This is a genomic window from Acidaminococcales bacterium (assembly GCA_031290885.1).
In the GTDB taxonomy this organism is placed as follows: Bacteria; Bacillota; Negativicutes; order Acidaminococcales; family JAISLQ01; genus JAISLQ01.
The window spans coordinates 18,229-30,873 of record JAISLQ010000021.1 but is presented as its reverse complement, the minus strand read 5'-3'; the positions used below and the strand labels follow the sequence as shown (position 1 = coordinate 30,873).

At 56.1% G+C, this 12,645-nt stretch carries 13 protein-coding genes; 3 read left to right on the top strand and 10 right to left on the bottom strand.

The genetic code is table 11. The features are described from left to right. Position 1: 1 nt before the first annotated feature. On the top strand, positions 2-1,270 hold the full coding sequence (gene purD, locus LBO03_02820) for a phosphoribosylamine--glycine ligase (protein MDR3348535.1): 1,269 nt from the start codon (positions 2-4) through the stop codon (positions 1,268-1,270). A 30-nt stretch (positions 1,271-1,300) separates the two neighbouring features. Here the strand turns inward: purD and LBO03_02815 are convergent, their stop codons facing one another. From LBO03_02815 to LBO03_02780, 8 genes are all read right to left on the bottom strand, one after another. After that, positions 1,301-1,975, bottom strand: a complete 675-nt coding sequence (locus LBO03_02815; protein ID MDR3348534.1) for a TIGR00266 family protein — start codon at positions 1,973-1,975, stop codon at positions 1,301-1,303. 36 nt (positions 1,976-2,011) lie between these two features. Beyond that, entirely contained in the window at positions 2,012-2,467 is a 456-nt protein-coding gene (locus LBO03_02810; protein ID MDR3348533.1) for an N-acetyltransferase, read from the bottom strand. Positions 2,468-2,470: 3 nt separating this feature from the next. Beyond that, a complete protein-coding gene (locus tag LBO03_02805) occupies positions 2,471-3,367 on the bottom strand; it encodes a protease inhibitor I42 family protein (GenBank protein ID MDR3348532.1) in 897 nt (298 codons plus the stop codon). A 10-nt stretch (positions 3,368-3,377) separates the two neighbouring features. After that, positions 3,378-3,662, bottom strand: a complete 285-nt coding sequence (locus LBO03_02800) for a late competence development ComFB family protein (GenBank protein MDR3348531.1) — start codon at positions 3,660-3,662, stop codon at positions 3,378-3,380. 72 nt (positions 3,663-3,734) lie between these two features. Further along, the gene (locus LBO03_02795; GenBank protein MDR3348530.1) at positions 3,735-4,580 is read right to left on the bottom strand and encodes a shikimate dehydrogenase; all 846 of its coding nucleotides are present in this window, start codon (positions 4,578-4,580) and stop codon (positions 3,735-3,737) included. A 2-nt stretch (positions 4,581-4,582) separates the two neighbouring features. Continuing rightward, entirely contained in the window at positions 4,583-5,386 is an 804-nt protein-coding gene (locus LBO03_02790) for a carbon-nitrogen family hydrolase (protein MDR3348529.1), read from the bottom strand. A 59-nt stretch (positions 5,387-5,445) separates the two neighbouring features. Beyond that, positions 5,446-6,954 carry a HAMP domain-containing histidine kinase gene (locus tag LBO03_02785; GenBank protein ID MDR3348528.1) on the bottom strand — a complete coding sequence of 503 codons (1,509 nt, stop codon included), beginning with the start codon at positions 6,952-6,954 and terminating at the stop codon, positions 5,446-5,448. Further along, positions 6,951-7,643, bottom strand: coding sequence for a response regulator transcription factor (locus tag LBO03_02780; protein ID MDR3348527.1), 693 nt, complete (start codon positions 7,641-7,643; stop codon positions 6,951-6,953). Before LBO03_02780 ends, LBO03_02785 begins: the two co-directional genes overlap by 4 nt. 224 nt (positions 7,644-7,867) lie before the next feature. Between LBO03_02780 and LBO03_02775 the strand changes: the two genes are divergently transcribed. After that, complete coding sequence (locus tag LBO03_02775; protein MDR3348526.1) at positions 7,868-9,241, top strand: MATE family efflux transporter; 1,374 nt, start codon at positions 7,868-7,870, stop codon at positions 9,239-9,241. Between the two features lie 138 nt (positions 9,242-9,379). Continuing rightward, a complete protein-coding gene (locus LBO03_02770) occupies positions 9,380-9,568 on the top strand; it encodes a hypothetical protein (GenBank protein ID MDR3348525.1) in 189 nt (62 codons plus the stop codon). A gap of 127 nt (positions 9,569-9,695) precedes the next feature. Here the strand turns inward: LBO03_02770 and LBO03_02765 are convergent, their stop codons facing one another. Both LBO03_02765 and LBO03_02760 read right to left on the bottom strand, forming a co-directional pair. After that, positions 9,696-10,595 (bottom strand): ChaN family lipoprotein, encoded by a 900-nt coding sequence (locus LBO03_02765; GenBank protein MDR3348524.1) that lies wholly within the window; start codon positions 10,593-10,595, stop codon positions 9,696-9,698. A 59-nt stretch (positions 10,596-10,654) separates the two neighbouring features. Continuing rightward, complete coding sequence (locus LBO03_02760) at positions 10,655-12,583, bottom strand: TonB-dependent receptor (GenBank protein ID MDR3348523.1); 1,929 nt, start codon at positions 12,581-12,583, stop codon at positions 10,655-10,657. Positions 12,584-12,645 lie beyond the last annotated feature (62 nt).

The window sequence follows — 12,645 nt, the reverse complement described above, 5'->3', positions numbered from 1 at the left end:
TATGGACATTTTAGTGTTGGGGAGCGGCGGGCGCGAACACGCGCTCGTCTGGAAATTAGCGCAAAGTCCGTCGGTTGGGCGGCTGTACGCCCTGCCAGGCAACCCTGGCATGGAAAACGTCGCCCGCCTTGTGGACATAGACCTTGCGGACACAGAAAAAATAGCCGATTTTGCCGGACGGATCCATGCCAGCCTTACGGTCGTAGGGCCGGAGGCTCCTTTGGCCGCCGGCATCGGCGACCTTTTTCGAAAAAAGGGGCTTAAAATTTTCGGTCCCTCGCAAAAAGCGGCCGAATTGGAAAGCTCCAAATCTTTCGCCAAAAACCTTATGCAAAAATACGGCATACCCACCGCCGCCTATCGCACATTCGACGATCTTGGCGCGGCCAGGGAATACGTGCGCGGGCAAGGCGCGCCGATCGTCGTCAAGGCGGACGGCCTGGCCGCCGGCAAAGGCGTGGCGGTGGCCATGACGGAAACTGAGGCGCTGGATGCCCTCGGGCGCATCATGGGCGGCGCGGAATTCGGCGCCGCAGGCGCGCGCGTCGTCATCGAAGAATACCTCGAAGGGGAAGAAATATCCATACTGGCCTTTACTGACGGGGAGACGCTCGTGCCCATGCCGCCGGCCCAGGACCACAAGCGGGCGCTGGACGGCGATTTGGGCCCCAATACCGGCGGCATGGGCGCTTACGCGCCGGCGCCGGCCGCAGATGCCGCCGTGCGGCAAGAGGCGCTGGAAAAAGTTCTCAAACCTGTGGCCTTAGCCATGAAAAAAGAAGGACGGCCTTATCAGGGCTGCCTGTACGCCGGCTTGATCATCGCCAGGGACGGACTGAAAGTCATAGAATTTAACGCGCGTTTCGGCGACCCGGAAACCCAGGCGCTGCTGCCGCTTTTAGACGGGGACCTGGCGGAAATACTGCTCTCTTGCGCCGAAGGGCGGCTGCACGAGGCGCGGATGGCCTGGAAAAAAGAAGCGGCCGTGTGCGTGGCGCTGGCCTCGGGCGGCTATCCCGGCCGCTATGCGCAGGGATTTCCCATCAAAGGGCTGGACGCGGCCGGCGCGCTTTCCGGCGTTACGGTCTTTCACGCCGGCACGAAAAAGCGCGGCGGGGAAATAGTTACGGCCGGTGGGCGGGTGCTGGGCGTTGCCGCCGTCGGGGCGGACATAAAAAACGCCCGCGACATGGCCTACCGAGCCGCCGCCTTGATAGATTTTGGCGATATGCGATACCGGCGCGACATCGCCTGCCGGGCGCTTAAGTAACATTTGGATGGGATGTGGGCGAGGCTTTGCTCATTTTTCGCCGCCGGCGGCGATCACCTTGCCGGCAAGCCCGGAAAACGGCATGGATTGCAGCCATATTTTGCCCGGGCCCGTAATGGTTGTAAGAAACAGGCCTTCGCCGCCGAAAAGCATGTTCTTGAAACCTTTTACCATTTGCACGTCAAGATCAACCGTACTCTCGCACAGAGCCAGATGCCCCGGATCCACAATCATCTTTCGGCCGGGTTCAAGCTGGTATTGCGTAACCGACCCGTCTATTTCGACAAAAGCTAAACCCGGGCCGGTAACTTTTTGCATTATGAAACCCTCGCCGCCGAAAAAGCCGATGCCGATCTTTTTCTTTAAATGGGTGGTAAGGGCAACCGACCGCTCCGCGACCAAAAAAGCGTCCTTCTGGCAAATCAGGCTTTCGCCCGCCCCAAGGCTAAGCGCCCTTATTTCGCCGGGAAAACCGGAGGCAAAGGCTATCTCGCCCGCGCTTTGCGCCGTGTAAGTGGTCAAAAACAGGGACTCGCCCGATATCTTCCGGGCAAGCCCGCCCAAAAGGCCGCCTTCCATGTTGGTGGACATTTTAAATGCATCGTCCATCCATGTCATGCCGCCGGCTTGCGTATAAACCGCTTCCCCTTTTTCCAAAGAGCAAAGCACGACCGGCAAATTGCCTCCCGTTATTTGGTATTTCATCCGCAACGTCCCCTTTCGCTTGTGCCGCTGATTGTTTTAATTGTGCTTTATCATGGCTATTTCGTCACAATAAGGGTATTTAGGGCAATATACACATTCTTTCCATACTTTTTGCGGCAGCGAGTCGTTAGGCACTTGCCGGTAACCGCATTTGGCGAAAAACCCGGGCTGATAGGTGAGGGCGAAAAAAGTTTCCGCCCCCAGCAGTCTGCCGCCTGTTTCCAGGCGGCAGACTATTTCGCGTCCGATGTTTTGCTTTTTGCGTTCATTGACGACGGCGAGCGAGCGCACTTCGGCAAGCTTGTCCCAAACCATGTGCAGGGCACCGACGCCTACTACCTTGCCCATGTCCACCGCCACTATATAATCCCTCAGGTTCTCGTAGATGCTGTTGCGCGAACGCGACAGCATAAGACCTGCGGCGGCGTAACCGTTGAGCAGCCCGTGCAGCGCCTCCACGTCGGCAAAGATTGCCCCCCTGTATTGTATCATTGTTTATTCACCAATTATCTGTATTTTGATTGCTTTGGCCGCCTGGTTTTCCCAGGGGCGCTTATATTCCGCCTCAAGATAGGTTTCGCCGGGGGCGGCGACGCCGAAAACCAGCATTTCCCAGCCGCCCGCCCCGATGCGCCGCTCCGCGGCTTTGGGGCTGTTCATGAGATAGGCGGAGTTTATATATTGCAAAACGGGAGAAGGGCTGTCTTTTTTTATCTGCCAGGAATAACCCGACGTGCGGTTTGCCTCTAAAAACAAAACTACCATGTTGCCTACGCCAACGCGCAGCAGCTTGCCGTCCGCGGCGGCCGTAACGCGGTAGCTGTCCAGGTAGTGCCCGGCCCGGCTGATATTGATCCAGCTGAAAAGTTTCTCGTACCCGACCAATTGTTCAAGGCCGCCGGCCGGGCTGACGAAAACCGCGCCGCGCCCCGAAAGGGCAAACGCCGCATCTGGATCGGGACGCCAGCCCAAAGACTCTTCCAGCGCGGCAAAAAACTCTTCCGATGTGTTGAATATTTCGCCGAAAGCGCAATCGGCGCCGGAAGGCAGATGAATGTTCACGCTGCGCGCGGCGGCAAAGACGCCGCCGCTTTCGGCCCTTAGCATTATGCTCAAAAAATCCCGCGTGTTGCAAACGATTTTGTACGAGTATTCCAACTCGGGTTTGCCCTGCACGGCTTTTTGCAGATCCTGCGCCGCTTTGCGCGTGGCCGCGTTGATCTTCTCCTGCAAAAGCAAATCGGAAAAACCGTCGATTTCCGGCAATTCGCCGTAAGCGTTTTCAACTCCGCGGCTGATCACCGTCGCGCCCGGCGCCGCTTCGCAAAGCAACGCCGCCGCAAAGCAAAAAAAGAACAGAAAAAAGCAACAACTTATTCTTGTCCGCAACATAAGCACCCCGTCATCCTTCCTTTTTGGGCGTATGCCGCGGCTTCGCGGCTACGATGCTCAGGCCCTTGCTGATCGCCATAAGTATATCAACGCCAAATTGCGTTTCCATCATATCAATCTTGGCGTAAATTTTTCCCTTTTCGGTAACTATATATCTGGGAGCAAGGCTGTTGAGCGCAATCGCCGCGATATCCAAGCGGCACTGGTCGCATTTGCAAATGTCGTTTCTCGTGGCCAGCACTTCGTTAAGCTTGTTGAACACCAATTTTTCCATATAATTGACAAGTTCTATCATTGTTTGCCCCTCCCCGTTCTTTGGCCGGACCGTCTGCGGCGGCAGCCGCAATTTTTCCCGATCTGCCTGCGCTCATATTTTTTGCGCCAAAGTCTCATACATGATTTCCCGGTGCGGCGTTTCCCCAAGCCACAATTCAAACGACAAGGCGCCCTGCTCGACGAGCATGGCCACCCCGTTCATGCCGCGGCAGCCGCGCAGCCGGGCCTGCCGCAAAAACGCCGTCAGCGGTGGGCTGTAAACTGTGTCGGCGGCAAAAGTGGTCAAAGGCACGTCTGTCCAATAGACCGGCAATGATTTGTCTTTTATCCCGTCCATGCCGACCGGCGTGGTATTGACAAGCAAATCCACGTCCCAGTGCGCGCGCCTGAATTCCGGCGAATCCCAGGAATATCCCCTGACGGCGGCAAATTCTGCAAAATCGGCGGCGAATTTTTCCGCCTTGTCGCCCGATCGTGTCCCAACGGTAATGCCGGCGCATTTGCCGGCGATCAGGGAGTGGGCGATTGCCCGGGCCGCGCCGCCGGCGCCGAAGACAATGGCCTTTTTGCCCAAAGGGTCGAAATGGTGGCGCAAGAGCGCCGCAGCAAACCCGCCGGCATCCGTGTTGTAACCGACAAGCCGCCCCTTTCGGGCGACAATCGTATTGACGGCGCCGATCCGCTGCGCGTCGGGATGTATCTCGTCAAGGTAGCGCATGACTTTTTCTTTGTGCGGGACCGTAACGTTCGCCCCCAGGAAATTGAAAACGCGCAGGCCATCCACCGCTTCGCCCAATCTGTCCGGTTCGACCGATAGCGGAACATAAACACAGTCAAAGCCGGAATCCCTGAGCGCGGCGTTTTGCATGGCGGGCGAAAGGGAGTGCTCCACCGGCCAGCCAATGATTCCGATAAGTTTTGTGGCGCCTGAAATCATAATCAGTAAATATCCCTTCGCGCGTCCTTCAATACGCTCATGGCCGAGCGGGCTTCGGCGACGGCCGCCGCTTCTATGTCCCCATAAATTATAGCCTCTTCTTCCGAGCCTTCGGCGATAATTTCGCCCAGGGGCGAGACTATCGCCGAATGGCCGTAAAAATGATCGTTTTTAAATTTGCCCACGCAGTTCACGGCGCACATATAAAGCTGGTTCTCCACCGCCCGCGCCTGAACCAGGATACGCCAAGCCAAGCCGCGCGCGCGCGGCCACTCCGCCGGCAAAAATACTGCTTCGGCGCCGTTTACGGCCAGGGCGCGAAACAGTTCCGGGAACCGCAAATCGTAGCAAATGGCCAAGCCGCAGTTGACGCCGTTTAAAATCACCTGCGTCTTTTTCCCGCCGGGGCTGAAGTACCTCGCTTCGTTGTACAGGCTGAACATGTGCATTTTGTCATAATCGGCGACAATGTCGCCTTGTTTGTCGAAAACCAGCGTTGTATTGCAAACCCGGCCGTCCGCACGGCGAAACGGCACCGAACCGGCGATTACGGCCAGCCGTCCCTCCCTGGCGATGCCGGCTATTTCCTCAAGCAGGGGACTGCCGGGCCATTCGGCCTCTTTGCGCAAAGCGCCGAGCGAATAGCCGGTCGTCCACACTTCCGGCAAAACAGCCGCGTCGGCCTTGCCGCACGCTTCTTTCAAGAGAGAAAGCGCGCGGCAGACGTTAAGCCGGCGGTTCTTTTCCTCAACTTTCATCTGGATGAGCGCTACCCTCACAAAATCCCTGCCTTTCCCATTGCGCAACGAATACCCGGCTACCTTGCATTTCTATGTTTTATTTAAAAATCCTCTATTTATAACAATTAATTTGCCGCAACAAAAACTATCTGTATGTTTGTCCCTTTGCCCAGGCTGCTTTCCAAACTGACCTTCGCTTTGTGTATGTCGATTATTTCCCTGGCGATCGCCAGCCCCAGACCTGTCCCTCCGGCGGCTTTGGCGTGCGATTTGTCCACTTTGTAAAACCTTTCCCAAATGCGCCCCTGTTCTTTCTCGTCGACGCCTATGCCGTTGTCTTGCACCGCGAGGAGCACCTTGCCCTTGTCCGGGCTTTTGACGGTCAGTTTTATCCAGCCGCCGTTATAGGAATATTTTATAGCGTTATCCAAAAGGATCATGATCAGCTGCACTAGGCGGTTGCCGATGCCCTTTACGTAAAGGTCGCGGTCGGTGTCCACCGTAACGGCGACGCCCTTCTCTTTCGCCTTTACCATGAGTTTTTCCGCACATTCCGCCGCTATGACGTCCAGCGGCACCCGTTCGCCGATTTGTTCCGCGCGCGCCTGTAGGCGGCTGATGTCGAGCAGTTCCCTGATAAGCCCTTCCAGGCGGATGGTTTCGTCGCGGATCAGGCTTTGGTATCTTTTGATTTCATCGGCGTCGGTCGTCGTCCCGTCAAGCATGGCCTCGTTGTAGCCTCGGATGACGGTGATCGGCGTCCGCAGCTCATGCGACACATTGGCCACGAAGTCGCGGCGCAATTGCTCCATGCGCTTGGTTTTGTCGACGAAATTGGCCAAATCGCGCGCGAGCGAATTGAGCGAGCGCCCCAAGTCGGCCACTTCGTCTTTTCCCCGGATCAAAACCTGGCAGTCGTAATCGCCCTGGGCCATGGCGGCCGCGCTTTCCCGCATGGAAATGAGCGGCATGACTATCCGCCGCGACAGGAGCTTGGTCAGGCACCAGCACAGCAGCATGGCGATAAGCCCCACGCCGGCGATATAAAAATAGATGGTTTGCAGAAACTCCTCCGTATTGGCTATTGGCGCGTTGAGCAGCAGCACGCCGGTTACTTTTTTGTCGGCGCCCATGACCGGCAGTCCCACCGCCATGACATTGTCCTCAAAATAAGGGTGAAAAGCGCGGACGGTCTTTATTTCGCCTTTCATCACATCGTCCACTAACTCCTGCATGCGCGGGTTTTTGATGGCATATGCGCGCGGCGCGGGCGCGTTTTTAACGTCGGGGCGGGTTTCCTCCCCGTGCCTGTGCATATTTTCACGTTCGCGGCCGGCTCCGGGCAGAGGCACGGACGATGCCATTATGCGTTTTTCCGTATCCACCAGCCAGATGCGCGCCTGCAAAAAATTATCGACCGAACGCAAATATTCGGTTATCCGGCGCTGGTCGCCGCCGCCCAATTCGCCCACCGCTTTGGCCAAACGCCGCCCGTTGGCAATCAGCTCGCGTTTGCGCGAATCCCAGAAAAAATCATTGATGATATACGAAAGCCCCAGGGAAACGACTATGAGCACCAGCGACGCTATGGCGGTAAAGCTGTACAAAAGGCGCTTTTCGATGGATCGGTTCATTTGTTTGCCTCAAACTTGTAGCCGACGCCCCAAATGGTTTTGATGTCCCAGGGCGAATCTTCCGGGATCGCCAGTTTGTGCCGCAGCCTTTTGATATGGGTGTCCACCGTGCGGGTGTCGCCGTAATAGGTATAGCCCCAAATGCTTTCCAAAAGCTGGTTGCGCGTGAATACCTGCCCGGCGTTGGACGCCAGGTACCACAAAAGTTCCATTTCCTTGGCGGTAAGCGCAACGTTTTGCCCGAAAGACAGCACTTTATATTCCGCCAGATCAATCGTCAGCCGGTCAAAAAGCAATTTTTCGCGCTTTGCGCCGGCGTCCTGCACGGCCCGCCGCAGCACCGCCTTTACCCTGGCCATGACTTCGCGCGGGTTGAATGGTTTTGTGATATAGTCGTCGGCGCCGACATCAAGGCCAAGGATGCGTTCATCGTCCTCGTCGCGGGCGGTAATCATGATTATCGGCACTTTTGATATTTTCCTGACCTGCCGGCAGACTTCTATGCCGTCCAATACCGGCATCATTATGTCGAGCAGCAGCAGCGAAGGCTGCTCGGACTGCACCTTCAGGATCGCCTGCGCCCCGTCCTGCGCCTCGGCGGCCGCATACCCATCCTTTTCAAGGTATATCCGCAGTATCTCCCTTATTTGGGGATCGTCGTCCGCTATTATGACCAATTGCCGTTCCATACGCAATGCCCCCATAAGCGCCGTTTTTTCGCCCGTACCTTTGCGCGGTGGCCGCCCCGCAGGCAAATGCTGCCTTAGAATAAATCTTATCAGCATTTCGCTTATTTTGAAAGGCGTTTCACAAATAATTCACAGCATCGCGCCCGCGCCAAATAGCTTGACGCGCCGCGGCGGCGCTAATATAATGGTTGCTGATGACATGACGCAGGCGCAAGGAGGCCAAGATGCCCGCCGCACAAAAAGAAAAAGGCGCGCCGGAAAACAAAATGGGCACAATGCCCATAAACAAGCTGCTTGTTTCCATGTCCCTGCCGGTAATGGCCTCCATGCTGATACAGGCGCTTTACAATATCGTTGACAGCATATTCGTCGCCCAAATCAGCGAGGCGGCCCTGACCGCCGTTTCCCTGGCCTTCCCCGTGCAGATACTGGTCATTGCCGTAGGCGTCGGCACCAGCGTCGGGATAAATTCCCTCCTTTCCCGCGCCCTCGGCGGGAAAAATTTCCGCGCCGCCAACCAGGCGGCCGCCAACGGCATATTGCTGATCTGGCTGAGCTGTATCCCCTTCGTGCTGCTCGGGCTGTTTTTCGCCGGGCCCTTTTTTCGCTCGCAGACGGCCGACCCGGAAATAATCGGCTACGGTAGCGAATATCTCTTTATCGTTTCCGTTTTTTCCTTTGCCGTTTTCCATCAGATCATCTTTGAAGGGATGCTCAACGCCACCGGCAAGACATTTTATTCCATGCTGTCGCAATCGGCGGGCGCGCTTGCCAACATCATGCTCGACCCGATCATGATTTTCGGCCTTTTCGGGTTTCCCGCCCTGGGCGTGGGCGGGGCGGCCGCCGCCACTATAATCGGGCAGACGGTGGGGGCTGCGCTGGCCATTTATTTCAATTTGCGCAAAAATCGTGAAATAACCCTGCCGTTCAAAAAATTTCGGCCGGACGGCGCGACGCTCAAAGAAATATACGCTGTGGGCGCGCCTTCCATCCTGCTAATTTCCAGCGGCTCGCTCATGACTTACGGGCTGAACCTGATCCTCATCCCGTTTACGTCCACGGCGGCGGCGGTGCTCGGCGTGTGTTTTAGGCTGCAAAGTTTCGTCTTTATGCCGGTATTCGGTTTGACCGGAGCCCTGTCGCCGATCGTCGCCTATAATTTCGGCGCGCGCCGAAAAGGGCGCGTCATCCAGGCCGTCCGCCTCGGCGTTTTGTACGCCAGCGCGATCATGCTGCCGGGCGCCGCCTGTTTTCAGCTTTTCCCCGCCGCCTTGCTCGGGCTGTTTAACGCCGCCGGCGAAATGCTGGCCATCGGCGGCGTCGCGCTGAGAATTATCAGCCTCCACTTTCTGCTCGCCGGTTTCTGCATCGTGTCCATTTCCGTCTTCCAGGCGTTAGGCGATGGCCTGAAAAGCCTCGGCATATCCGTTATAAGGCAATTTTTCGCGCTGCTGCCCGCCGCCTGGCTGCTTTCCCTGACCGGCTCGCTCGAGCTTGTCTGGTGGGCATTCCCCATCGCCGAATGTGTAGCTTTGGCGGTAAGCGCGGTTTTTTTGAATCAGGTTTATGAACGGAAGATCAAAACATTGCCTTGACAGCGGCAAAACCCAAGCAAATTAGGCTCATTCAACGAAAAAGATTGACAAATTATAGACAATATAGTACGGCAATAAAGGAATTATTGATCTTCAGAGGCCAATTATGGCGACCATACAGTTCGGGTTGACGGCAATATCAAAAACGCGGCGGATCTTCTTTTTTCCAGCCTCGGGTTTGACACTTCGACGGCGGTTAGGATGTTCCCGGTAAAAACACTGGAGCATAACGGCATCCCCTTTGCGTCCATCGCGCATCGGCCCGGATTTGAGGGAAGTAGTCAAAGATACGCGCATAGGGCGTTTTTTGCATGGAGTGCCCAATAATGCCGCGCAGGAAGCGGCTGCGGCTAAGGAATAATAACGCTCTATATTGGCAAGCCCCGCGCCTTCAATGGCGCGGGGCTTGCCAATATATTCTCCCGGGCGGCCTTTGTTGGGCAAAAGTTTGGCTTTAACTTTTCGGCCGCTCTTTTTTTACCAGCAGCAAAAGATCCCCTTCCTTTTCGTGTTCGGCGGCCAGAGCGTCCTTTTGGGCGTTTTCTTCCATGAACACCGGCGATATCACGGCTATTTTCAAGCCAGGCACAAGCCTTTGCAATTTGTCGGCCACGCCCAGATGAAGGCGGCCGTGAAACGTCCCCTGTAATTGCAGCACTTTCCGCGTGGGATTAAGCGCCAGGTAGTCCGCTATGCTTTGGGCCATGACATCGTCTTTCAAACATTGGGCCCGGTAAAAGTCCCATATTTTCTCTTTGGGCAGGGACATGGCCCTGGCCTCGCCGCCCGCGCCGTTCATGACGGAGGAGAATTCTTCCCAGTATCTGTCTTTGTCCGCCCAGTGCCGGCGCGGCAGGTATACCCTGTCCTTGGCGTCCACCGCGTCTAAACTTCCCGTCCGCGCGTACTGAGAGGCTATGCGCCTGGGGATGTTCGCGGCGATAACGTCAAGCCCGCGCGCCTTGGCAAATTCCACCAGCGGCGCGTAGGCTTCGCGGTAGTTCTTCCACGGGCGGGAACTTTTGATAAACTCCTCTTCGCTTATCGCGCCGTCAATATATTTCTTTAGCTGCGCCGCTACGTCTTTCTCGATCATTTCCAAAGAAAGCGCGACATTGCCGTCCTGGATCCGGCAATATTCTTTGAGGAAAGCCAGCTGTTCCTGATGCAGCGCGTTCTGGTCGTGATACTCCCCGAACATCACGACGTCATAGCCTTTCAGCCTTTTAACCGCCTCTTTGAGGGCAATCCCGCTTCCCGCCGGCAGATGCCAGGAAACGCCGGCGGCCGCTTCCGCCGCGAGGGGGGGCGCGGCCAGCAGGAAAGCAAGAGTTGCCCAAAGCAGCTTTTTCATGGCCAACACCCTTTCTTGCGGCGCGGCCGGCTTTTGGCCGGCCGCGCCCATTTCGTCTTTTACAAGGTTATGTTTACTCCCAAACGCCAGACCCGGCCCTGATACATCCAGACGTCGAGTATCTTTTTGTCGGCGATGTTGTCCACGGCGAAATAGGCGCTGTATTTGCCGTCCTGCCATTTTTTGTTCACGCTGAAATTAAAAGTGGGATAGCTGTAATTTTTGCCGCCAAACCAGTAATCGTGCAGCCACTCGTTCCAAAAAATAGCGCCCCAGCCGCGCCGCGCATCGTTATAGATTAGCTGCAGCTTGGTGTTGTTGCGCGCTCGGTTGGTCAGCCTTGCGCCGGTAACTTTGTTCAGGGCGTCCAGATAGACGTGTGACGCTTTCAGCGTGAAATGTTCGTTCAGTTTTTTCCCGATCTCCGCTTCGATGCCTTCCATTTGCGCCTTGCTGATGTTTATATAAGTGTAAGGGGGGGCGGCAGTGTACATTGATATAAGGTCGCGCGCATCGGTGCGGAAATAGGTCAGCTTGCCGGAATAGCCTTTTTTCTCGCCTTCTATGCTTATTTCATAGCCGGTCGTTTTTTCCGGTTTCAGGTCGGGATTGCCGATCATGCCGCCAAAGTCCATGTACAGATAACTGATGTCAGGGGCGCGAAAGCCCTTGCCGTAACTGGCCTTTAGACGGTAGTCGTCGCTAAATTTGTAGGTGAGGCCGATCTTTGGGCTGAGGTTGCCGCCGAAACTGCTGTTGTGATCGTAGCGCAGGGAAGGGATTACGAGGAGCTTATCGGATAGCAGCCACTCGTCCTGCAAGTAGACCGACTGATATTTTTCGCTGCGCTCGGAAATGTTTCTGGTTACGCCGTTGATGGTTATTTGGCTCGGTTTGTCGCCGCCGGCGCCCAGCCTGGTGCTGCGGTTGATGAGGGCGCGGTATTCGCCGCCGAAAGTCAGGCGGTGTTTGTCGTCTATCTGAATGGAATCCCGGCCTTCCACTACATAGGCCGTATATTTCATCACATCAAAACTAAAGGCGCTGGTAGATAAGTTTAAGCTCGGAGCCCACCGGTCCATCCGATTGTAATAGGCGCGCAGCTCATAATCGCTCTTTTCGCCTTTGCCCCGGTAAGTAAGGCCAAAGGAATCGCCTTTGCTGTCGTTGATATATTCGGTGGTGTTTTGGAAATAGTTCCATTGCTGATTGCTTTTTTCGTAGAAAATATCGATCTTTTGCTTGTCGTTTATGTTATAAGTCCCTTTTAAATTGTAAAACTTCGTGTCGCCTCCGGGCACCCGTATCGGATAGGTCAGGCCGCCGCCGATAAAAGTGTCCTGTTTGCGTGTGCGGGTGCGCTGAAAATTGGCGTCGAAAGTCCAGGCCCAGCGGCCGGCCGTGCCGGAGTCGACGCGCAGCCCGCCGCCGTACAGTCGGCTGCCGCCGTCAAAATGTATGGATGCCCCCGCTTTTTCCGGCCGCCGGGTGATGATGTTGATGACCCCGCCCATAGCGTCGGAGCCGTAGAGCGAACTGCCCGGGCCGCGCACGATTTCGATGCGCTCCACGTTGTCCAGGTTGATGCGGTCAAACCAATACTGGTTGGCCAGCGACCCGTCCTCGCCCGGCACGCGGCGCCCGTCTACCATAATCAATACGTAGGCGCTCGACAGGCCGCGTATGTACGTATGGTTGCCGGTCGTGCCGCTAGTCGGAAAGTCAACGCCGACCGCGAGCGCCAGCGCGTCCCTGACCGTCTGCGCGCCCATAGTCTCTATTTCTTCCCGGGTAACGACTTCGACGCTGGACGGCGTTTCTTTGATCTCCTGCTCGGTGCGCGAGGCGGTAACGATGACTTCCCGCGTTACGCCCGCGTCTTCCTCTTCCGCCTCCGCCGCCAGGGCGGGCAACAAAAGGAAATTAAACGCGGCCAAGGTGAGCGCGGTTATTTTCCCTGTGCTGAATTGCTTGCTTTTTTTGCGCATTTTCTCTCCTCCTCTATTTTGTTGCCGGTTTTTTCCGCATTTATGAATAACTATACTTAAAG

Coding starts and splice junctions, on each gene's coding strand:
- LBO03_02780 (MDR3348527.1), bottom strand. CDS start 7,643: ATGGAACGGCAATTGGTCATAATAGCGGACGACGATCCCCAAATAAGG.
- LBO03_02760 (MDR3348523.1), bottom strand. CDS start 12,583: ATGCGCAAAAAAAGCAAGCAATTCAGCACAGGGAAAATAACCGCGCTC.
- LBO03_02810 (MDR3348533.1), bottom strand. CDS start 2,467: ATGATACAATACAGGGGGGCAATCTTTGCCGACGTGGAGGCGCTGCAC.
- LBO03_02795 (MDR3348530.1), bottom strand. CDS start 4,580: ATGATTTCAGGCGCCACAAAACTTATCGGAATCATTGGCTGGCCGGTG.
- LBO03_02775 (MDR3348526.1), top strand. CDS start 7,868: ATGCCCGCCGCACAAAAAGAAAAAGGCGCGCCGGAAAACAAAATGGGC.
- LBO03_02805 (MDR3348532.1), bottom strand. CDS start 3,367: ATGTTGCGGACAAGAATAAGTTGTTGCTTTTTTCTGTTCTTTTTTTGC.
- LBO03_02815 (MDR3348534.1), bottom strand. CDS start 1,975: ATGAAATACCAAATAACGGGAGGCAATTTGCCGGTCGTGCTTTGCTCT.
- LBO03_02785 (MDR3348528.1), bottom strand. CDS start 6,954: ATGAACCGATCCATCGAAAAGCGCCTTTTGTACAGCTTTACCGCCATA.
- LBO03_02800 (MDR3348531.1), bottom strand. CDS start 3,662: ATGATAGAACTTGTCAATTATATGGAAAAATTGGTGTTCAACAAGCTT.
- LBO03_02765 (MDR3348524.1), bottom strand. CDS start 10,595: ATGAAAAAGCTGCTTTGGGCAACTCTTGCTTTCCTGCTGGCCGCGCCC.
- purD (MDR3348535.1), top strand. CDS start 2: ATGGACATTTTAGTGTTGGGGAGCGGCGGGCGCGAACACGCGCTCGTC.